Genomic DNA, 19,228 nt, shown 5'->3' on the forward strand with positions numbered 1-19,228 from the left:
CCCCTGCTGGACAAAAACGCGGCTTTGTGACAAGAGCCGCGCCAACAGGAGAACTCCATGACCACCACCCGTTTCGCCCCGTCGCCCACCGGCTATATCCATGTGGGCAACCTGCGTACCGCTTTGATGAATTACTTGATCGCCCGTAAGGCGGGCGGGACATTCATTCTACGCATTGACGATACCGATCCTGAGCGGTCGAAAGAAGAATATGTCGATGCGATCAAGCAGGATCTGGAGTGGTTGGGCCTGCATTGGGACCGTGTTGAGCGTCAGTCTGACCGTTTGGACCGCTATGCCGAGGCGGCGGACAAGCTGCGCGAGATTGGCCGGTTTTATGAAGCATTTGAGACGCCAACCGAGTTGGACCTGAAACGCAAGAAGCAGCTGAATATGGGCAAACCCCCGGTCTATGACCGTGCTGCGCTGAGCTTGAGTGAGGCCGAAAAAGACGCCTTGCGCGCCGAGCGTGGCAATGGCGTCTGGCGGTTCAAGCTGGATCATGAGCGGATTGAATGGAACGACGGGATTCTGGGCGATATCTCCATCGATGCGGCCTCGGTCTCGGATCCGGTTCTGATCCGGGGTGATGGGCAGGTTCTTTATACGATTGCGTCGGTCGTCGATGACACCGAAATGGGGGTCACGGATGTTGTGCGGGGATCAGATCATGTGACCAACACGGCGACACAGATCCAGATCATCGAGGCGCTGGGCGGAACCTGCCCGCGCTTTGCGCACCATTCTTTGTTGACGGGCCCGCAGGGGGAAGCGTTGTCAAAACGTCTGGGTACTCTGGCGCTGCGCGATCTGCGCGAACAGGGTGTGCAGCCGATGGCCTTGCTGAGCCTGATGGCGCGGTTGGGCTCGTCCGATCCGGTCGAGCTGCGCGCGGACATGTCTGAACTGATTGACGGGTTCGATATCGGCCGCTTTGGTGCGGCACCGACCAAGTTTGACGTACAGGATTTGTTCCCGCTGACGGCCAAGCATTTGCAATCGCTGCCCTTGGCCGACGTGTCCGAGGCTGTCGCGGACGCAGGTGTTCCGGCTGATCTGGCAGAGCCGTTCTGGACCATGGCGCGTGAGAACATCACAACTCTGGGGGATCTCAAGGCATGGTGGGATCTGTGTCGCGATGGGGCTGAGCCGTTGATCGATGACGAGGATCGCGCGTTTATTGCCGAGGCAATGGATCTGCTACCGGACGGCCCGTTCGATGGTGACACTTGGGGGACTTGGACCAAAGCTGTGAAAGAGGCCACAGGTCGAAAAGGTAAGGGACTGTTCATGCCGCTGCGCAAGGCGTTGACCGGGATGGAGCGGGGGCCTGAGATGGCGACACTGTTGCCGTTGCTGCAAGTCATCCGCGCGCGCGGCTAGGAGAATGTGCCTGTCGGCACATGCCTCCGGCAGAGGTATTTTTGAACAGAAGAAGCTGAGGGAGCTTTTAGCCTTGGCTCTCTAGCTGGGTTGTAAAAGCCGGACCGAGAGTTGGTGCAGGCGCTGATCCACGAAGTCGGTTTCGTCTGGTTTGAGTTGCTGGTGGCGCGGATATCGCGGTTCGGCGCGATCGTTCAGGATTGGCGCATCCCAGCCATCTGTTGTGGCAAAGAACCGGTCTGCGCCTTCAGGGCCAAACGCTCGCAGATATCCTTGGACCACCACATCAATATAGCTGAGCAGCAGCGGATGAGTATCGCTTGGCACGTTCTGTCGGGATTCAGGCACGGCATAGACCGCGATTTCGACCTCGTGTCGCAGAGGGTGTGAAACAGCCTGTGTCGCGGGAACACGATCGTAAGCCCATTCGCGCGCATCCAGGGCTGCCCAATCATTGCGGGGAACATGGGCGACCATACCTTCGATTTCGGTGGAGGGGTCACGTTCGACCGTCAGGAACGCAACGGGCCTCAGGTCGGTGTGCCGCCAAACACGCCGCCAGCCTTTAAGAGAGGCAGGGCGCGGGTCGGGGAAGTCATGCGTGGCCAGGTTCACCAGGCTGCCGTAGCCAAAGAAATAGGGGTCTGCCATGCGCTGTTCTGTCCTTTAAAGCCGATTGATGTATGTCAAACCGGTTTTTTCCCGATCATGCAATAACGCAGCATCGAGAAAATCGGGAGGGCCTCATGCGGATTACTAAACGGACCAATATCGCTGTGCGTTTGCTGATGTATTGTGCAGCGCATCCAGGCCGATTGGTGACAAAATCCGAGATTGCAGAGGTCTGTAATGTCTCGGAGAACCATCTGGCTCAGGTTATCAATCAGCTGGCGCAGTTGGGGTATCTTGCCACGCAGCGCGGCCGGAATGGTGGCATGACCTTGGCCAAAGCTGCGGATCAAATCCGGATTGGAGCTGTTTTTCGCGACGTGGAAGGTGAGCTGCCGATTGCTGAGTGCTTTGCAGATGCGGACAATACTTGCCCACTGACTGCCGCGTGCCGATTGCGCCTTGCGCTGCAAGATGCGGCGCAGGCTTTTTACGCATCGCTAGACCACATTACGCTGGACGCGCTGGTTTGTGACAACGCGCCTTTATTGAAGATTTTGCAACCTTTGGCCTGCGCCCACAGCGCTTAGTCGCTGGCCCGCAGAATACGCGCCGGGCGGACCGACAGAGGGCGCAGGGCGAAGCCAAGACCTGCTGCCAGCGTGACCGCGATACCTGCGAAAATGATCCCCAAAGCCGAAGGCCAGATGACGGCATAGTCAACCTCGAAGATAAAGCGCGCAACCGCCCATCCCCCGAGGATTCCGGTGGTCAGTGCGACGCATCCGGCGGCTGTTCCCAGCAAAACCGCCCGTAGCGCGAAGCTGGCGAGGATTTGGCGTCTGTTCGCGCCGAGGGTTTTCAGGATCGAAGCTTCGTAGCGTCGCGCGGGTTCACCGGCTGCTGCGGCTCCGATCAGAACCAAAAACCCTGTCAGGATGGATACCCCTGCGCCATAGGATGTTGCTGCAGCCAGACCAGCGAGCAGGTTTGAGACACGGTCGATTGCGTCCCGGACACGGATCGCTGTGATATTGGGGTACCGACCGGTCAAATCGCTGAGGATCGCCGCCTCGGCCTGTTCTTCTGCATAGACAGTGGCGATGAAGCTGTGTGGCGCCCCGGCCAAAGCGGCCGGGTTCATGGACATGACAAAGCCCATGCCTGCGGTCGAAAAGTCAACCTCGCGCAATGATGTAATCTCGGCGATGATATCGCGGCCCAGGATGTTAACTGTCAGCTCGTCACCGGGTTCGAGCCCCATTTCTTCGGCCTCTTCTGCCGCAAAGCTTATCTGTGGCGCACCGTCGTAATTCTCGGGCCACCATGAGCCTCGGGTGATGCGCGTGGTTTCGGGCGGTTGTTCGGAATAGGTGACTCCACGGTCGCCATCCAGAACCCAATGGTCACCGGCGACGTCGCGCGCCGGGGCACCGTTGATCTGGGTGATCACGCCGCGCAGCATTGGGGCGCTTTCCAGCCGCGTTACCGCGGGATCACTGTCGAGGCGCGCGGTAAAGCCGGGCATCTGGTCTTTCTGGATGTCGACGAAAAAGAACGACGGTGCAACGTCTGGCAGATTGCCCGTGATCGCATTGCGTAAGGTGCCATCGATCTGGCCCACGGCGGCCAGAACCGAAAGCCCAAGGCCAAGAGATAGAACAACGGACGCGGCCCCTTCACGGGCATCGGAAATGGCGGACAGCGCCCAACGCAACGCAGGCCAACCGCGCGCCAGAGGGGCGGCGCGGCGCGCTAGCCACCGGATTGCAACGGCGGCCAGGGACAGCAGCAACAGTGCGCCGGCCAAGCCACCTGCTGTCCATAGGGTCAAACGGGGCGAGCCGCTGAACCATGCGGCTGCGGCGACAAGTACGGCCAAACCAAGCCCTGTGGCTGCCAGATAGGGCAGACGCGGCAGGCCGCGTGTGGTGGTCAACGCATCCCGAAACAGGGTCGCGGCGCGTACCTCTTCGGTTCGTGCCAAAGGCCAGAGGGTGAAGAGGAACGCGGTAAGCAAGCCGTAAAGCGCGGCCTCGCCCAAAGGGCCGACATAGAGCGCAAAGACCGCAGGGACGGGGAGTTGGCTTTCAATGATGGGGGCCAGCATCAACGGGATGCCACTCCCCAGCACAAGCCCGACAACAATGCCGACAACCGACAGGATGCCAATCTGGATCATATAGGTCTGGAATACCGTGGCACGGTCGGCGCCCAAAGTGCGCAGGGTCGCAATTGTCTCGGTCTTTTGCGTCAGATAAGCCCGCACAGCGGCGGACACGCCGATGCCGCCCACGGCAAGGCCAGAAAGACCAACCAGAACCAGGAACGCGCTGAGACGGGCGACAAACTCGGTAATCCCCGGGGCACCGTTGCGCGCGTCGGTCCAACGCATTCCGGTGCCGTCAAAGCTTTGCTCTGCGTCGCGCGAAACCTGGGCAAGATCCGCGTCGCTGGGCAGATCAAGGCGGTATTTGGTCGAGAACAGAGTGCCCGCAGATAACAGGCCTGAGTTTTGCAGGTCGCTCGTGCGCACCAGAGTGCGGGGCCCAAGGGCAAACCCGTCAGCAGCCCCATCCGGTTCGTGGATCAGGGCTGCAGAAAGCACAAAGCTTTGGGTGCCTAGCGCAAACCTGTCACCGACAGATAACTGCAGCTGTGCGATGAGCGTCGGATCCATGACCGCACCGGGCAGGCCATCCGCGCCGTCCAGTGCATCGGCCAACGAAATGTTGGGCTCCAAGACCGGCACACCTATCAGCGGATAGGCGTCATCGACCGATTTGACCTGCGTTAGCGCGCGTTTCGGTACCCCGTCGGGGTCTTTCACCGCCATAGAACGGAAGTCGACCACCTCGGACACCGTTTGCGCGTTTGTCGTCATCCAGGCGCGTTCTTCGTCCGAGGCATAGCGATAGGTGAATTCCAGCTCGGCATCGCCGCCGAGTAGAGCAGCGCCCTCTTGGGCCAACCCGGTCTGTATCGCCTGCCGGACCGAGCCTACTGCAGCGATGGCGGCGACACCCAGGGCAAGGCAGGCCAGAAACACACGAAACCCCAGCAGGCCACCCCGCAGCTCGCGCCGTGCCAGCCTGCTGGCCTGTTTCAGGCTCATTCAGCGGCCTCATTCAAGGCGTCTTCCGAGATATTACCATCGCGCAGCCGGATCACTCGATCGCATTTTTGCGCCAGGCTGTGACTGTGGGTGACAAGCACCAAGGTCGCGCCATGGCGGTCGCGCAGGCCGAACAAGAGATCGACGATGGCCTGTCCATTGGCGGCGTCGAGATTGCCCGTCGGCTCGTCGGCCAGCAATATCTTTGGTCTTGGGGCAGACGCACGCGCCAGCGCCACACGCTGTTGCTCTCCACCCGATAGCTGTGCGGGGTAGTGGTCTCGGCGGTGAGCAAGGCCAACCGCATCCAACTCGGCCTCGGCGCGGGCGAAGGCGTCGGTGTGCCCCGCCAGTTCCAATGGGGTTGCCACGTTTTCCAGCGCGGTCATCGTCGGGATCAGGTGGAAGTTCTGAAACACCACGCCCATCGCATCACGGCGAAAGCGGGCGAGTGCGTCTTCGGACAGTGACGTCAGATCTTGCCCCAACGCGGTAATCGTTCCACTTGTCGCCTGCTCCAAGCCGCCCATCAACATCAAGAGTGAGGATTTGCCCGAACCGGATGGCCCGATCAGGCCTACGGAGTCTCCATGGTTAACGGTCAGTGAGATATCGCGTAGAATATCCACGCGCCCGGCATTGCCATCCAGGGACAGTGATGCATTTTGAAGGGCAAGTACAGGTTCGGTCATGGTCGGTCCGGAAAGGAGAGCGATAATGTGGGATATGGCGCGATGCAGCTGATACGCAAGGTCTTGGTGTCATTCATTTTCGTCCTGTGTGGTCTTGCCGCCAAAGCGGAAACCATTGTTGTTGCCGCTTTGGGCGATTCCCTGACCCAAGGTTATGGGCTGCCGATTCAGCACGGTTTTGTGCCGCAGATGGAACGCTGGCTGCTGGCGCAGGGGGCGAATGTGCGCCTGATCAACGCAGGCGTGTCTGGGGATACCACAGCCGGAGGAGCTGTGCGGGTGGATTGGACGCTCACGCCAGATGTGGACGCGATGATCGTGGCTTTGGGCGGGAATGATCTGCTGCGGGGGCTTGATCCCGAATACGCGCGTTTGAACCTGGGCAAGATCCTCAAGGCCGCGCGCGCTGCTGATGTCGAGGTCCTGTTGGTGGGGCTGGAAGCTCCGTCAAACTACGGGGCTGCATACAAGCGGGCCTTCGATGGGATTTACCCTGAGCTGGCCAAGGCATTCGGCACGCTATACGCGCCGAATTTTTTTCAGGGTTTCCCGAACGGGCAGGATTTACAGGCCGCGCGCCATCTGATGCAAAGTGACGGCATTCACCCAAATACAAGCGGCGTAACCCAGATCGTCGAGGGGCTGGGCCCGCACGTGTTGGAGCTTGTGGCCAAGGCCCAGGATTAGACTACGGTGACAACCGTACCTAGTGGAACACGCTGATAAAGGTCGATCACATGCTCGTTCAGCATACGAATACATCCGTTTGACGCAGCGTGCCCAATGGTCTGCGGCTGTGTTGTGCCATGGATTCGAAAATAGGTGTCGACCCCATTCTGGAACAGATAGAGCGCGCGCGCGCCAAGAGGGTTGTCGCTGCCACCGGGTTGAACATAGTCATTGTCCTTGAAACGGGCGTAGGTGATCGGCTCACGCTCGATCATCTCTTGAGTGGGCCGCCAGGTCGGCCACTCTTTCTTGACGTCGATCGTGGCGGATCCGGTGAACTCTAACCCGGCCCGTCCAACACCGCACCCGTACCGGATCGCTTTGCGCGGCTCGGTCACGAAATACAGATAGAATGAGCGCGGAACGACAAGCAATTGCCCCGGCAGGAACTGCTTTTTGATGCGAACAAATTGCGGTGTCGGGTCGTATTCGACGGCCTTCTTTGCCTGAGCGAATGTGGGCAGAAGGCTGGAACTCGCCGTCGCGGCAAGGAACGTGCGGCGCGTGAACATGGCAGGCCTCATCAATTAACCATTACAATCAAAACTTTACCGAAAGTATGATAGCACAATTGGTCAATTTTAGGGCGTATTCAAATTTCACATGTTCTTTCTGACATGTGTTGCCGGTGCAAAGGGCAGGGAAATACCCTGCCCTTTCAGAGCTTATGCAAGCTCGATATTGTCCGCGCTTTCGCGGCCATCACGGCCCGAGCGCAGTTCGTACGTGACTTTTTGGTTGTCGGCCAGTCCGGTCAGACCCGAACGTTCGACGGCCGAGATGTGGACAAAGATGTCTTTGCCGCCGTCTTCGGGCGCGATAAAGCCGTAGCCTTTGGTGGTGTTAAACCATTTAACGGTGCCTGCGGGCATATCCGTTGTCTCCTGATTGATGCTGCCCACGGGGTTGCGGCAGCCTGGCGTCGTCGGTCTGGATCGAGTGACTGAGCGCCGTGATAGGAGACAGTAGGTCGAAATAGAAAAACGTAAGCCCCATTGGTATGTCACTCCAAATGGTCTGACGCAAGAGTAGCTTATGAACGCCCCAGCAAATTTCCGCAGGCTTCAGGAGGGTAGTTTGCTGACCAAACCTTTGTATTGCGGCCCGGCCACAAAGCACTTGGGAAGCTGGTTGATCAGCGCATCAATCGGCCCATAAAGCCGCTCGGCCGCTTGTCTGAGATCCGATGGGATGTCCTTGGCGACGCGCGCGCGTCTGGGCGGGGCCTTGAAGGCGATCCCGGTGAAGTCCGAGATCGTCTCTTCATGATCCCACAGTGCATCATAGTGAACGCACAGGACGGGCACCTGTTCGAAGATGGCCCATTCCTTGACCTGACGCGCCTGTTGCAGCACATCGCGTTCGAACAACTCGTCAAAGTTGCCGGTGGCCTGAAGATGCTCAAAATGTTCCGTAACCCATTCGTCGCCGTAGCGCGACTTGGCGGAATAGACCGACAGCGCCGAATCCTGCGTGTCGCCAAAGCAGAACACCGCCCGCGTGGTCTCGGGCCAGGCGCCCAGGGCTGCGGGGAAATCATGCGTCTTGAACAGGCAGGGTGCTGAGTGTTCGGCATGGGCCAGCCGAGGCACAAACCGTGCCCGTTTGACAGGCCGAGGGTCGGTCTTGTTCAGACCTTCCATCAAGGCCGAATAGGTCAACGTGCTGCCCGCGCGCCCATTGCTGGCCACAATCACCCGATGCTTCAGACGCCGTTCCGGCTGAATCTGAGAGCGCACAAGCGCAACCTTCTTCTGCGCGCTGCGCATCCAACGGGTTGAACACTTTTTTAGGGTTCCACTCATCGCGAGAATGTCTTGTGCTTAATCGGTTGCCGCCCCGTTTCGGGAACGTATCTCGTTAATACTATATGGAAGAGTGGCGGGGTTCTACCTCAAAACGGGTTGGGGTTGGGCGGGACCGATGAGGTGCGTCTTTTTTGTTCAGATCACTTGAACATGCTTCGGCGAGACTCCCGCCCGATTGGTCGTATTCACTGGCTAACGGTGGCGCCCGCGCTGGTTGGGTAATCTCGGGTGGATTGGTGGAAGAGGACACACGCGGATAACCCGTCCTACGCTTGTAGCCACGGTCAATGCTAAACTGTCGTTGAAAGGGCAGACAGAAGACCGCCCAACGTCACAAGAATAGTTCGAGTATCGTTAGCGAGTGTGCAATCGATGCCAAGCTTGCACTCAAAGCTATGGAGCGCGAACGCGCCCGCTATGCGGACGCTGCCTCGCGCCCGTCCGAAAATCGCGTTGCGATTTATCGAACGAACTTCTTATGCTTCAATCGCTTGGGCTCCAGCGCGTCTGGTCCCAGACGGCGCTTTTTGTCCTCTTCGTAATCCTCGAAATTGCCCTCGAACCACTCCACATGGGCGTCGCCCTCAAATGCCAGGATATGCGTGCAGATCCGGTCGAGGAAGAAGCGGTCGTGGGAAATCACAACGGCGCAGCCTGCGAAATCGACAAGTGCGTCTTCCAGTGCACGCAGGGTTTCGACGTCCAGATCGTTGGTCGGTTCGTCGAGCAGCAGGACGTTGCCGCCTTCTTTCAGCAGGCGGGCCATGTGGACACGGTTGCGTTCACCCCCTGACAGCAACGAGACCTTTTTCTGCTGGTCGCCACCCTTGAAATTAAACGACGAGCAATAGGCGCGGGAATTGACCTGGGCGTCACCCAGTTGGATGATCTCGGCCCCGCCGGTGATTGCCTCCCACACGGTGTCGTTGTCTTTCAGGTCGTCGCGGGACTGGTCCACGTAAGACAGCTGTACGGTGTCGCCCAGCGTGATGGTGCCGCTGTCGGGCTGTTCCTGTCCGGTGAGCATTTTGAACAGGGTCGATTTACCCGCACCGTTAGGGCCGATGACGCCGACGATGCCGCCGGGGGGCAGGGCAAAGTCCAGCCCTTCGATCAGTTGTTTGTCGCCCATGTGTTTCGATAGGCCTTCGACCTCTATCACCTTGCCACCAAGGCGCTGGCCGTTGGGGATGACGATCTGGGCGCGGGTCAGCTTTTCGCGTTCGGACTGTTCGGCCAGTTCGTTATAGGCGTTGATCCGGGCTTTGGACTTGGCCTGACGGGCCTTCTGGCCCTGACGCATCCAGTCCAACTCGCGTTGCAGGGTTTTCTGCTTGGACTTGTCCTCGCGGGCTTCCTGCTCGAGCCGTTTGGCCTTTTGTTCCAGCCACGAGGAGTAGTTGCCCTCGTAGGGGATGCCGCGGCCCCGGTCGAGTTCGAGGATCCAGCCGGTGATGTCGTCCAGGAAATAGCGGTCGTGGGTGACGATCAGGATGGTGCCTTTGTAGTCGATCAGGTGCTGTTGCAGCCAGGCAATGGTCTCGGCATCCAGGTGGTTGGTCGGTTCGTCGAGCAGCAGCATGTCGGGCGCTTCTAGCAGCAGCTTACAGAGCGCCACGCGGCGTTTCTCACCGCCCGAGAGGTTGGCGATATTGGCATCGTCCGGCGGGCAGCGCAGCGCCTCCATCGAGACATCGATCTGGCTGTCGAGATCCCACAGGTTCTGGCTGTCGATCTCATCTTGCAGCTTGGCCATCTCATCCGCGGTTTCGTCGGAATAGTTCATGGCCAGATCGTTATAGCGATCCAGGATGGCCTTTTTCTCAGCCACGCCCAGCATCACGTTTTCGCGGACGGTCAGGGATTCATCGAGCTGCGGTTCCTGCGGCAGATATCCGACCTTGGCGCCTTCGGCCGCCCAAGCCTCACCGGTGAAATCCTTGTCGAGCCCGGCCATGATTTTCATCAGGGTCGATTTACCCGCGCCGTTGACGCCGACGACACCGATTTTCACGCCGGGCAGAAAGCTCAGGTGGATGTTTTCAAAACACTTTTTGCCACCGGGATAGGTCTTTGAGACACCCTGCATGTGGTAGACATATTGATAGGCGGCCATGTCGCGTCCTCTGGGTCGGGGAAATTGAATTGGCCGGTGTGATAGCGGATGCGGTTGGTGGGGGCAATGGAGTTGGTCAGGTCAAAGACAATGCGTGTTCGAAGCGCTGGCGCAGCTTTGCACCCTTAAGTGGATTGACTTGTTCCACCCATGCGATTTGGCCGTCCAGATGCTGGAGTGTTTCCAGGTCGTCTTTGCCCTGCGACCTAAGGCGATGGATGCGTGCTTTGAGCCGGTCGAAGTCTTTGCGGGTGATGTTGACATGGTGATTGACGACGATCCCGGTCACGACCTGAGATGTATGGCTTGGCATGACGCGCGTTTTGTCTGGGTTGGTCGTGAACCTTTCGTCTCGGATGATATCCGGGACCACGCTGCACAGGGTTCGCGCAATGTGGGTTTCACCGGAAAAGGTGAGATCGTCGGCATATCGCGTATAGGTCGCATCAAGGCTCTGTGCGAGCCCAGCAAGGCGTCGATCCAGGTTATAACTGCATAGGTTCGCAAGTGCGGGCGATGTCGGTGCGCCTTGAGGAAGATGTCGGCGGCGCAGGTCGTGATGGCCAATTCGCCCCAATTGGGCGCGAACATGTGCCGGGATCACCAAGGTGACCAGGCCGGTCAGGTGTCGGGCGACGTCGGCGGGGTATCCTAAGCATCGAAATACGCCGAAGATGCGTGGATAGGTGATGGATGTGAAGTAGTTCTTCAGGTCGAACGAAACCACCACGGGTTCACCGCAATGACGCGCCGCAGCCTGAATGCAGGTTCGATCTTGCACAAATCCAAAGGCGTGGGGACTGGTGGGAACTTGGTTCAGTATGGATCGCAGAATGCGTCTTTGCAGACGTTTGAGGGCGGGCTTGGGTTCCTCGATCAGGCGCGATGTGCCGTCGCGTTTTGGAATGATATGGAACCGGTAGTGAGGGGCAAACGCATTCTTGGTTCGATTTGACAGCCCGTTCAGGTCGGCAAAGCGCACCAATTGGATCGGAGGGATTGCAAGCCATTCAGCCAGTTCATCGCAACTGGACAGGTCAGGCAGGTTGAGCGACCGAAAGATGTCGATGGGGGCAAATTTCTGAGGCGCGATCGGAAACGGCGCAACAAGCTTGCGGGGTTCAGTATATCGTGCAATCTGCCCCGTTTCAGGAAAGCTCGCCAATGTTTGAGCGATTGTCCTTGCGGATGGCGCATAGGGTTGCGGCAGGGCAGACACCAGCCTGCGGGCCAAGCTTGGCGCCAGGTTTCGCAGTCTGGGTGGCAGGCGCTGCTGTAGGATCAGTTTTGTGTCAAAATAGGTCCACTGCGCCTGAGAGAGTGAAGCCGCAAGGGACCGAATGGCTTGTTGTAAATGCATCTTTTTAATAGCTTTGGTCTGATCAGAACCGCCCCTCAACCATATCTCTGTTCGGCATGACCTGTCCTTGCCAACGGCAAGCCTGGGTCATGCGCCGAATGTATGCAGTCAGGTCGTAAGCCACGGGGAAACCCCGCAGAATGTGGTTGCCCACGGTCTTGAGGGGCGGCCTGACACGGGCAGATCAACAGAACTTGGTTTGGTCGTCAATCGGTTTGCAGTTGGAGTAGTAAATGTCGCTGTCAGAGCTTATCGCAGGTTGGGCACAGCCGGGTCGTATCGAATGGATCGGTCTGAGGCTCGAACGCCGGGCAGGGATGCAGGTTGTGGAGGCCGCGATGATTCTGACCGATGGGATCGAGGGCGACCGGGCGCGTGCGGGCAAACGGGCAGTGACGTTGATCCAGCACGAGCATTTGAGTGCAATTGGCGGGTATTTGGGGCGAGGAGCGGTGGCACCCGATGTGTTGCGGCGCAATTTGGTGGTCTCGGGGATCAATCTGTCGGCGCTTAAGGGGCGAGAGGTGCGGGTGGGACAAGCGGTATTGCGGGTCACCACCATTTGCGCGCCTTGCAGCCGGATGGAGGAGGCGTTGGGCGAGGGCGGGTATTCTGCGGTGCGCGGACATGGCGGCTGGTGTGCTGAGGTTCTGAAGCCAGGGCAGGCCCGGTTAGGTGATCCGGTTCAACCAGTCGATTGACAAGCCGCAAGAGTTCTGAACATCAGCGGGGGATGGAACGATTTGACATCCCATACGCCGCACCCGGGCAGGTCATCGGGCTGTTCGGAGGGTCCTTTGACCCGCCGCATCGCGGACATGTGCATGTCACGCTTGAGGCGATGAAAGCCTTTGGGCTGGACCGCGTATGGTGGCTTGTGTCGCCTGGAAACCCCCTGAAGCAGAGGGGGCCTGCGCCACTTTCGCAGCGATTGCGCGCTGCAAAGGAAGTAATGCAGCACCCTGATGTAGAGGTCACTGATATCGAAGCCCTCACCGGGACGCGGGCAACGGCGGATACCCTGGCCGCGCTGCGCAAACTTTACCCGCAGGTAAAGTTCGTGTGGCTGATGGGGGCAGATAATCTGGCGCAGTTCCACAAGTGGAAGGATTGGCGGCTGATCATGGACAGCGTGCCGGTTGGCGTCGTGGCGCGCCCCGGGGATCGGATTTCGGCCCGTATGTCGCCTGCAGCGCGGGTCTATGCGAAATACCGGGTGGATGGGCAGGCGCGCCACCTGCTGGGCCGTGCCGAAGCCCCCGCCTGGTGTTTTGTAAACGTTCCGATGATCAACTTGAGTTCAACGGATCTTCGCAATCGCGGCATCTGGCAGGATGGAGTGTTGCCGGAATAGCCCCCTTTCGCTGATATTGAATTTCGACTGTTGTCTGAGATTCAGCGCTGGGATTTTAATCTCTTCATGGTTCAACATCTGTCACGCCGATTATTTCTAACCGGGCTTGGGTCGATGGCGATCTCTGCTCCGGCTCTTGCCGACGCGCCGCTTGTGTCATTGCGGCCGGTTTTGCGAGGCGCGCAGCCTTCGGGTGCAGAGCGGATCGTGCAGGCGGCGGGGTTGAAAGGGGATGTGGTCTTTGCGGTGGCTGACGTCTCGACCGGTGTCCAACTTGAAGAAATGGGGGGCGACATGGGTCTGCCTCCGGCCAGCGTTGCCAAGGCGCTGACTGCGCTATACTCACTTGACGTTTTGGGGCCGGACCATCGGTTTGAAACTCAGCTGCTGGCGACCGGAGCCATTGAAAATGGTATTCTCAACGGTGACCTTGTCCTTGTCGGCGGTGGTGATCCTTTGCTGGACACTGATGACCTGGCCAAAATGGCCACTGCTCTGCGCGAGGCGGGTATTACTGAGGTTCGCGGTGCCCTTAAGGTCTATGTTGGTGCTTTGCCCTATGTCTTCAGCATCGATCCTGAACAGCCGGATCATGTCGGGTATAGCCCATCGATCAGCGGGATTTCACTGAACTTCAACAGAGTACATTTTGAGTGGAAACGCAGCGGTAGTACATATGCGGTGACCATGGATGCGCGCAGTGCCAAGTACCGCCCGGATGTGGACATGGCGACGATGCGCGTCGAGCCTCGGAAAACACCGATCTACACCTACAGCCGCAGCGCACGACAGGACCGATGGAGCGTCGCACGCGCGGCTTTGGGTGCGGAAGGTGCGCGCTGGTTACCCGTTCGAAAGCCAGGTCGGTATGCTGGCGATGTTTTCCGCACTTTGGCTCGGGCGAACGGTATTGTTCTGAAAGACGCACAAATCACGCGCGAAATGCCCAGCGGCAAGGTTCTCGTGGTTCATCAAAGTGATCCGCTTGAGAGCATTCTGAGGGGAATGCTGAAATACTCGACCAATCTCACTGCAGAAATGGTTGGCATGGCGGCTTCGATTGAACGCGGCGCCGATATTCGCAACTTGCGGGATTCGGCGCAGGAGATGAACCGTTGGGCGGCTGAGACCTATGGTGTCGATCGGATCGCAATGGTCGATCATTCGGGTCTTGGTGATATGTCGCGGATGGCCCCCGGAGACCTGGTCGCTGCTTTGGTCATTGCCCGGAAAACAGGGGCTTTGCGACCGTTGCTGAAGCCATTTGTGTTGACGGATCGTCAGGGGCGCGTGGTGCGGGATCATCCGATCAAGGTGGATGCCAAAACCGGGACGTTGAACTTTGTGTCGGGTCTTGGAGGGTTTTTGACCACTGCGGGTGGCTCGGAACTGGCCTTTGCCATATTCACGGCCGATGTCGAACATCGCGCCACAATCCCACGATCGCAACGCGAACGCCCCAGCGGAGCGCGCAGTTGGAACAGTCGGTCGCGAAAGATGCAACGGGCTTTGATCGAGCGGTGGGGCGCTTTGTACGGTAGCTAGAGTTCGTGCGCGGGCGGATCAGACGACGTGACGCGCGCGGGCGCCACGCTCGATAGCGGCGGCGTTCAGGCGATCGACGTTCAACTCGTAACGGATTTCTTCCAGCAATCGTAATTCTGTCTCGGCCAAAGATCCGTCTGCGGCTGCCACATCGCATGCCAAAGCATATGCTGTTTCATTCAAACGGTCGGGCAAGTTCTCCCGGATCAATCCGAACAGAGCGTCCAACCCGTCTTCTTGTTCGAACAGATCAAACACGATCTGCGACACGCGACGCGTGCGGTCTATGTCGTAATCCGCAAAAACCGGTAGCAGGTTCACGGCTGCTTCGATCTTGACCAGTTCTGCGGTTCGAATTTTCTCATCCGAGACAGAAACGGCGACCATGATTGCCACAAGGCAGTCTTGCGGGGACAAGGAGTGAGTGTTCTGTTCGGGCATAGTGCTGGTCCTGCATCCAAATTTTGCATCCGCACGATATGGGGCGGCGCTGGCAGGTTCAACAGCTTGTTTTCGTTTGCGACCTTTCGCCTGTCAGAACGGCAGGCCAGCGTCCCTAAACGAGGATTCGATCACCCGGCGTGTGTGCTCCGTTTCGATCAGCTTGATGAAGTTCCAGTTCGACAGACGGAACTGTGGAAACCCTGCCGTCAAATCCTGTAGGGTCATGCTGGCTTTGTCTGCTTGGCCGGTCGCATGATAGCAGGCCGCAGCCCAGCACAAAGCAGGCGGTCCTACCGGTCCACCCCGGGAGACATTCTGTTCATATGCGGCAAGTGCGGCGTGATGGTTTCCTGCCATGAAATTTGCGTGGGCAATCACGTTCAAATAGGGCCCGTTCACGAAATTCGGGCTTAAACGGAACGCAGCTTCGGCAGCGTCAACCGCAGCGGCGAAGTTCCCACGCATTCCGTTGACAATGGCAGAAAACACATGGGCGTCCGCATCGCCGGGCAGCAGCAAAAGACCTTTTTCTGCAGCTTGTTGCGCTTCGTCAAACCTGCGTTGCGCAAGCAAGGCCAGGCTGAGGACGGTTTGCGACCACCCAAACTCGGGGTCAAGCGATATGGCCTTATATGCCAGAGCTTCGGCGCGCAGGCCAATCGGTTGCGGATCCTCATGTCCCCACAAGGCGCCAAACCCAACAATCCAAGCCTGACCGGCATAACCGCCGGCAAAGTCGGGGGCTTTCTGGACGGTTTGTTTAAACAATTCATTGGCAGCGGCCATACGGGCCGGGATTGGCGGGTAGGGCGTAGATTTTGCCTTCACGAACAGCTCGTAGGCATCAATATCAGTGGTGTGAATTGTACCCAGCCGTTTGGTTTCAGACTTTGACAGCTTTACCGACATAGCGTCGACCACGGCGTTGCAAACCAGATCCTGCAACTCGAATACCTCATCCAGAGTTCCGTCATAGCGATCTGCCCAAACGTGGCCGCCTGTTTTGGCATCGATCAACTGGACATTGATTCTGACCCGTTGACCAAGCTTGCGCACACTGCCTTCAATCACATTTGCCACCCCAAGTCGCCGACCAATGGTCGGAATGTCGATGGCTTGCCCTTTGAAGACAAATGTCGAGTTGCGCGCGACAACAAACAGGCCTGAGATTTTTGACAGGTCGGTAATGAGATCTTCGGTCAGCCCGTCAGCGAAATAGTCTTGCTCGCCATCGCTGGACATGTTGTCGAAGGGCAGCACCGCGACCGAAGGAAGATCCGGTAAGTTCAACTCGGGGTCTTTCGCGGGCAGGGTTTTTCCGTTTTCCCAATGCCAAACGCGAATGGGGCGGTTCATGTTCTTGACGGTATGCTCGCCCCCGTCGGCCCATGTGACGTCAACCTTGTCCCGAACCTGACGATAGGCTTCGTCTGAAAGACTGATGCCTCCGGATTGGGCCAACGGTTCGATACGCGCGGCGATATTGACGCCGTCGCCGAAAATATCGCCGTCGTCGATTACAATATCGCCCAGGTGGATGCCAATCCGAAGCGCGATACTTTTGTCGTTCAGAGGCTCGCCCTCGGCGTCTGACAATTTGTTTTGAAGCGCAATTCCTGCCTGGACACTGTCCACGACCGACGGGAAATCTATCAGGAACCCATCACCCATTGTTTTGACGATCCGTCCGGAATGGCTTTGTACAATCGGTTCGATCAGATCGTTTTTGAGCGCCCGAACAGCGTTGATGGTTCCGGTTTCGTCTTCGGCCATCATGGCGGAATACCCGACGACATCCGCAGCAAAGATCGAAGTGAGTTTTCTTTGATACTGGTCCGACATTTTCCAGACCCTATCCCCCCTATGGTTTATCACCTAATGAAAATCGATGTTTTGCGGTGTTTACCGGCTATTTTGTGGACGCTTTATTGACTCATGCTGCGCCAGCACAATAGGAGGGGCGCGGTCGGTTGCACGGGGCAATCGGCGCTTATCCCTTTGGAGCTGAAACTATGTCTGAACTGCGTGAAACCGCGATGTCGTCTAAGGCCTGGCCTTTCGAAGAGGCGCGCCGGTTGCTCAAACGCTATCAGCAGGATGCGCCCGAGAAGGGATATGTGCTGTTTGAAACCGGATATGGCCCCTCGGGCCTGCCCCATATCGGGACGTTTGGTGAGGTCGCGCGGACCACGATGGTCAAGCGCGCGTTCGAGGCGTTGTCGGATATTCCGACCAAGCTGATCTGTTTCTCGGATGATCTGGACGGGATGCGCAAAGTACCAAGCAACGTGCCAAATCCCGAGGTTTTGGAACAGCATTTGCAGCGCCCACTGACATCTGTGCCGGATCCGTTTGGCGAATACGACAGCTTTGGCGCGCATAACAACGCGATGTTGCGCCGGTTTCTGGACACTTTTGGGTTCGAGTATGAGTTCTACTCGGCCAAGGAGTTCTATGAGTCTGGTCAGTTCGACGAGATCCTCAAGCGCGCGGTTGAACGCTATGACGAGATCATGGCGATCATGCTGAAAAGCCTGCGCGAGGAGCGCCAGCAGACCTATTCGATCTTCCTGCCGTTGCACCCCGAAAGCGGTCGGGTGATGTATGTGCCGATGAAGAAGGTCTGTGCCGAGACCTATACAGTGACCTTCGACGACGAGACCGGCAAAGAGTGGACCGTTCCCGTCACCGGTGGCAACGTCAAGTTGCAGTGGAAGCCGGATTTCGGTGCGCGCTGGGCTGCGCTGGGCGTGGATTTCGAGATGTATGGCAAGGAACACGCGACAAACGAAAAGATCTATGACGCCATTTGCCGAGCCTTGGGTGGCCGTGCCCCCGAGCATTTCAGCTATGAGCTGTTTCTGGATGAGAATGGTCAGAAGATTTCAAAGTCGTCCGGCAACGGTGTGTCGATTGACGAATGGCTGACCTATGCGCCGACCGAGTCGCTGGCTTATTTCATGTACCAAAAGCCGAAGACGGCGAAGCGGATGCATTTCGATGTGATCCCGAAGGCCTATGATGAATATCATCAGCAACTGCGGGCCTATCCGGGCCAGGACCTGAAAGCTCAATTGAACAACCCGGTATGGCATATTCATGGTGGTGATGTACCTGAATCGACGCTGATCGTTCCCTTTGCGATGCTGTTGAATCTTGCCTCTGTTTCAGGGGCGGAAGACAAAGAAGCGCTGTGGGGCTTTATCCGTCGCTATGCACTTGAAGCCACAGCCGAAACGCATCCCGATCTGGATCAGGCCGCAGGGTTTGCCGTGCGTTACTTCAACGATTTCGTCAAACCGACGCGCAAACACCGTGCGCCAACAGATCAAGAACGCGAGGCACTGGAGGCGCTTAAAGCGGCACTGGAAGCCTATGATGGACCGATTGAGGACGAGGCGCTGCAATCGGTGGTTTATGCCGTGGGGCGCGATCGGTTTGATCCGTTGCGGGGTTGGTTCACGGCACTCTACGAGGTGCTGTTGGGGGCCTCACAAGGACCAAGGTTTGGGGGGTTCATCGCGCTCTATGGTGTGCCCGAGACCATCGCGCTGATAGACAAAGCCTTGGCCGGAGAGCTGGTCTAATTTGACCTGGGGTCGCATGGGGCTACTGTTGATGCAGGAGGTAGCCCCATGCGAAACCTATTGCTAGCCGTTTTCCTGAGCGGAGGACTGACATCCGCGGCCTTGGCCCAGAGTGATGAGATCGAGGCGAATATCGCGGCCCAGATACAGGCGTTCAAGGCGGATGACTTTGCCACCGCCTTCACCTTCGCCAGCCCGAATATTCAAAGACTGTTCCAAACGCCCGAGAACTTTGGCGCCATGGTGCGCAACGGCTATCCGATGGTTTGGCGGCCTGCCGATGTGCGGTTTTTGGAGCTGCGTGAAATCTCGGGTACGCTCTGGCAGAAGGTCATGATCACCGATGGCTCGGGGCAGGTTCACCTGCTGGATTATCAGATGATCCAGAGAGAAAACGGCTGGAAGATCAACGGGGTTCAGCTTTTGGGGAATGCCGACCCCGCCGCTTGACGCAACACCACCGTCACGGTGGGCAGAGCGGCAGTT

18 protein-coding genes are annotated in these 19,228 nt (G+C 58.1%); 8 read left to right on the plus strand and 10 right to left on the minus strand.

Features of this window, described 5'->3' with window-relative positions; all coding sequences use genetic code 11:
* The first annotated feature begins 57 nt into the window (after positions 1 to 57).
* Entirely contained in the window at positions 58 to 1,383 is a 1,326-nt protein-coding gene (gene gltX, locus GOV38_RS08805) for a glutamate--tRNA ligase (protein ID WP_171208929.1), read from the plus strand.
* 81 nt (positions 1,384 to 1,464) lie between these two features.
* On the opposite strand, the gene GOV38_RS08810 is transcribed toward gltX, so the two are convergent.
* The gene (locus GOV38_RS08810; protein WP_171208928.1) at positions 1,465 to 2,034 is read right to left on the minus strand and encodes a gamma-glutamylcyclotransferase family protein; all 570 of its coding nucleotides are present in this window, start codon (positions 2,032 to 2,034) and stop codon (positions 1,465 to 1,467) included.
* A gap of 95 nt (positions 2,035 to 2,129) precedes the next feature.
* Here GOV38_RS08810 and GOV38_RS08815 point away from each other — a divergent pair, with 95 nt between their 5' ends.
* Positions 2,130 to 2,582 (plus strand): Rrf2 family transcriptional regulator, encoded by a 453-nt coding sequence (locus GOV38_RS08815; RefSeq protein WP_171101084.1) that lies wholly within the window; start codon positions 2,130 to 2,132, stop codon positions 2,580 to 2,582.
* On the opposite strand, the gene GOV38_RS08820 is transcribed toward GOV38_RS08815, so the two are convergent.
* Together GOV38_RS08820 and GOV38_RS08825 are read right to left on the minus strand one after the other, a co-directional pair.
* Positions 2,579 to 5,107, minus strand: a complete 2,529-nt coding sequence (locus GOV38_RS08820) for an ABC transporter permease (protein WP_171208927.1) — start codon at positions 5,105 to 5,107, stop codon at positions 2,579 to 2,581. The two genes, GOV38_RS08815 and GOV38_RS08820, sit on opposite strands and share 4 nt — an antisense overlap.
* Positions 5,104 to 5,799 (minus strand): ABC transporter ATP-binding protein, encoded by a 696-nt coding sequence (locus tag GOV38_RS08825; protein ID WP_171208926.1) that lies wholly within the window; start codon positions 5,797 to 5,799, stop codon positions 5,104 to 5,106. Before GOV38_RS08825 ends, GOV38_RS08820 begins: the two co-directional genes overlap by 4 nt.
* A 42-nt stretch (positions 5,800 to 5,841) precedes the next feature.
* Here GOV38_RS08825 and GOV38_RS08830 point away from each other — a divergent pair, with 42 nt between their 5' ends.
* Positions 5,842 to 6,486 (plus strand): arylesterase, encoded by a 645-nt coding sequence (locus tag GOV38_RS08830; protein ID WP_171208925.1) that lies wholly within the window; start codon positions 5,842 to 5,844, stop codon positions 6,484 to 6,486.
* Here GOV38_RS08830 and GOV38_RS08835 read toward each other — a convergent pair.
* The 5 genes from GOV38_RS08835 to GOV38_RS08855 form a co-directional block, all read right to left on the minus strand.
* Positions 6,483 to 7,040 (minus strand): L,D-transpeptidase, encoded by a 558-nt coding sequence (locus GOV38_RS08835; protein WP_171101092.1) that lies wholly within the window; start codon positions 7,038 to 7,040, stop codon positions 6,483 to 6,485. The two genes, GOV38_RS08830 and GOV38_RS08835, sit on opposite strands and share 4 nt — an antisense overlap.
* A 153-nt stretch (positions 7,041 to 7,193) precedes the next feature.
* The gene (locus tag GOV38_RS08840; protein WP_170378838.1) at positions 7,194 to 7,400 is read right to left on the minus strand and encodes a cold-shock protein; all 207 of its coding nucleotides are present in this window, start codon (positions 7,398 to 7,400) and stop codon (positions 7,194 to 7,196) included.
* 192 nt (positions 7,401 to 7,592) lie between these two features.
* Positions 7,593 to 8,333, minus strand: a complete 741-nt coding sequence (locus GOV38_RS08845) for a hypothetical protein (protein WP_171208924.1) — start codon at positions 8,331 to 8,333, stop codon at positions 7,593 to 7,595.
* Positions 8,334 to 8,796: 463 nt separating this feature from the next.
* Positions 8,797 to 10,452 (minus strand): energy-dependent translational throttle protein EttA, encoded by a 1,656-nt coding sequence (ettA, locus tag GOV38_RS08850; RefSeq protein ID WP_171130773.1) that lies wholly within the window; start codon positions 10,450 to 10,452, stop codon positions 8,797 to 8,799.
* A 76-nt stretch (positions 10,453 to 10,528) separates the two neighbouring features.
* On the minus strand, positions 10,529 to 11,812 hold the full coding sequence (locus GOV38_RS08855; RefSeq protein ID WP_171208923.1) for a reverse transcriptase family protein: 1,284 nt from the start codon (positions 11,810 to 11,812) through the stop codon (positions 10,529 to 10,531).
* Between the two features lie 233 nt (positions 11,813 to 12,045).
* Here GOV38_RS08855 and GOV38_RS08860 point away from each other — a divergent pair, with 233 nt between their 5' ends.
* From GOV38_RS08860 to dacB, 3 genes are all read left to right on the plus strand, one after another.
* Positions 12,046 to 12,513 (plus strand): MOSC domain-containing protein, encoded by a 468-nt coding sequence (locus GOV38_RS08860; RefSeq protein ID WP_171208922.1) that lies wholly within the window; start codon positions 12,046 to 12,048, stop codon positions 12,511 to 12,513.
* A gap of 32 nt (positions 12,514 to 12,545) precedes the next feature.
* Positions 12,546 to 13,166: a nicotinate-nucleotide adenylyltransferase gene (locus GOV38_RS08865; RefSeq protein ID WP_171101103.1), complete on the plus strand. Its 621-nt coding sequence runs from the start codon at positions 12,546 to 12,548 to the stop codon at positions 13,164 to 13,166.
* A 66-nt stretch (positions 13,167 to 13,232) separates the two neighbouring features.
* Positions 13,233 to 14,711 carry a D-alanyl-D-alanine carboxypeptidase/D-alanyl-D-alanine-endopeptidase gene (dacB, locus tag GOV38_RS08870; protein WP_171209051.1) on the plus strand — a complete coding sequence of 493 codons (1,479 nt, stop codon included), beginning with the start codon at positions 13,233 to 13,235 and terminating at the stop codon, positions 14,709 to 14,711.
* 18 nt (positions 14,712 to 14,729) lie between these two features.
* On the opposite strand, the gene GOV38_RS08875 is transcribed toward dacB, so the two are convergent.
* The gene (locus tag GOV38_RS08875; RefSeq protein ID WP_171208921.1) at positions 14,730 to 15,152 is read right to left on the minus strand and encodes a tellurite resistance TerB family protein; all 423 of its coding nucleotides are present in this window, start codon (positions 15,150 to 15,152) and stop codon (positions 14,730 to 14,732) included.
* A 93-nt stretch (positions 15,153 to 15,245) separates the two neighbouring features.
* Positions 15,246 to 16,997: an adenylate/guanylate cyclase domain-containing protein gene (locus tag GOV38_RS08880; protein ID WP_171208920.1), complete on the minus strand. Its 1,752-nt coding sequence runs from the start codon at positions 16,995 to 16,997 to the stop codon at positions 15,246 to 15,248.
* A 170-nt stretch (positions 16,998 to 17,167) separates the two neighbouring features.
* Here GOV38_RS08880 and GOV38_RS08885 point away from each other — a divergent pair, with 170 nt between their 5' ends.
* Positions 17,168 to 18,742 (plus strand): lysine--tRNA ligase, encoded by a 1,575-nt coding sequence (locus GOV38_RS08885; RefSeq protein ID WP_171208919.1) that lies wholly within the window; start codon positions 17,168 to 17,170, stop codon positions 18,740 to 18,742.
* Between the two features lie 48 nt (positions 18,743 to 18,790).
* Positions 18,791 to 19,192: a DUF4864 domain-containing protein gene (locus tag GOV38_RS08890; RefSeq protein ID WP_171208918.1), complete on the plus strand. Its 402-nt coding sequence runs from the start codon at positions 18,791 to 18,793 to the stop codon at positions 19,190 to 19,192.
* Positions 19,193 to 19,228: the final 36 nt, after the last annotated feature.

Source organism: Ruegeria sp. HKCCA5839, from assembly GCF_013035585.1.
Lineage (GTDB): Bacteria > Pseudomonadota > Alphaproteobacteria > Rhodobacterales > Rhodobacteraceae > Ruegeria.

What these genes read in the sequence shown, in the direction of transcription:
- gltX (WP_171208929.1), top strand. Translation starts at nt 58, where the DNA reads ATGACCACCACCCGTTTCGCCCCGTCGCCCACCGGCTATATCCATGTG.
- GOV38_RS08810 (WP_171208928.1), bottom strand. Translation starts at nt 2,034, where the DNA reads ATGGCAGACCCCTATTTCTTTGGCTACGGCAGCCTGGTGAACCTGGCC.
- GOV38_RS08815 (WP_171101084.1), top strand. Translation starts at nt 2,130, where the DNA reads ATGCGGATTACTAAACGGACCAATATCGCTGTGCGTTTGCTGATGTAT.
- GOV38_RS08820 (WP_171208927.1), bottom strand. Translation starts at nt 5,107, where the DNA reads ATGAGCCTGAAACAGGCCAGCAGGCTGGCACGGCGCGAGCTGCGGGGT.
- GOV38_RS08825 (WP_171208926.1), bottom strand. Translation starts at nt 5,799, where the DNA reads ATGACCGAACCTGTACTTGCCCTTCAAAATGCATCACTGTCCCTGGAT.
- GOV38_RS08830 (WP_171208925.1), top strand. Translation starts at nt 5,842, where the DNA reads ATGCAGCTGATACGCAAGGTCTTGGTGTCATTCATTTTCGTCCTGTGT.
- GOV38_RS08835 (WP_171101092.1), bottom strand. Translation starts at nt 7,040, where the DNA reads ATGTTCACGCGCCGCACGTTCCTTGCCGCGACGGCGAGTTCCAGCCTT.
- GOV38_RS08840 (WP_170378838.1), bottom strand. Translation starts at nt 7,400, where the DNA reads ATGCCCGCAGGCACCGTTAAATGGTTTAACACCACCAAAGGCTACGGC.
- GOV38_RS08845 (WP_171208924.1), bottom strand. Translation starts at nt 8,333, where the DNA reads ATGAGTGGAACCCTAAAAAAGTGTTCAACCCGTTGGATGCGCAGCGCG.
- ettA (WP_171130773.1), bottom strand. Translation starts at nt 10,452, where the DNA reads ATGGCCGCCTATCAATATGTCTACCACATGCAGGGTGTCTCAAAGACC.
- GOV38_RS08855 (WP_171208923.1), bottom strand. Translation starts at nt 11,812, where the DNA reads ATGCATTTACAACAAGCCATTCGGTCCCTTGCGGCTTCACTCTCTCAG.
- GOV38_RS08860 (WP_171208922.1), top strand. Translation starts at nt 12,046, where the DNA reads ATGTCGCTGTCAGAGCTTATCGCAGGTTGGGCACAGCCGGGTCGTATC.
- GOV38_RS08865 (WP_171101103.1), top strand. Translation starts at nt 12,546, where the DNA reads ATGGAACGATTTGACATCCCATACGCCGCACCCGGGCAGGTCATCGGG.
- dacB (WP_171209051.1), top strand. Translation starts at nt 13,233, where the DNA reads ATGGTTCAACATCTGTCACGCCGATTATTTCTAACCGGGCTTGGGTCG.
- GOV38_RS08875 (WP_171208921.1), bottom strand. Translation starts at nt 15,152, where the DNA reads ATGCCCGAACAGAACACTCACTCCTTGTCCCCGCAAGACTGCCTTGTG.
- GOV38_RS08880 (WP_171208920.1), bottom strand. Translation starts at nt 16,997, where the DNA reads ATGTCGGACCAGTATCAAAGAAAACTCACTTCGATCTTTGCTGCGGAT.
- GOV38_RS08885 (WP_171208919.1), top strand. Translation starts at nt 17,168, where the DNA reads ATGTCTGAACTGCGTGAAACCGCGATGTCGTCTAAGGCCTGGCCTTTC.
- GOV38_RS08890 (WP_171208918.1), top strand. Translation starts at nt 18,791, where the DNA reads ATGCGAAACCTATTGCTAGCCGTTTTCCTGAGCGGAGGACTGACATCC.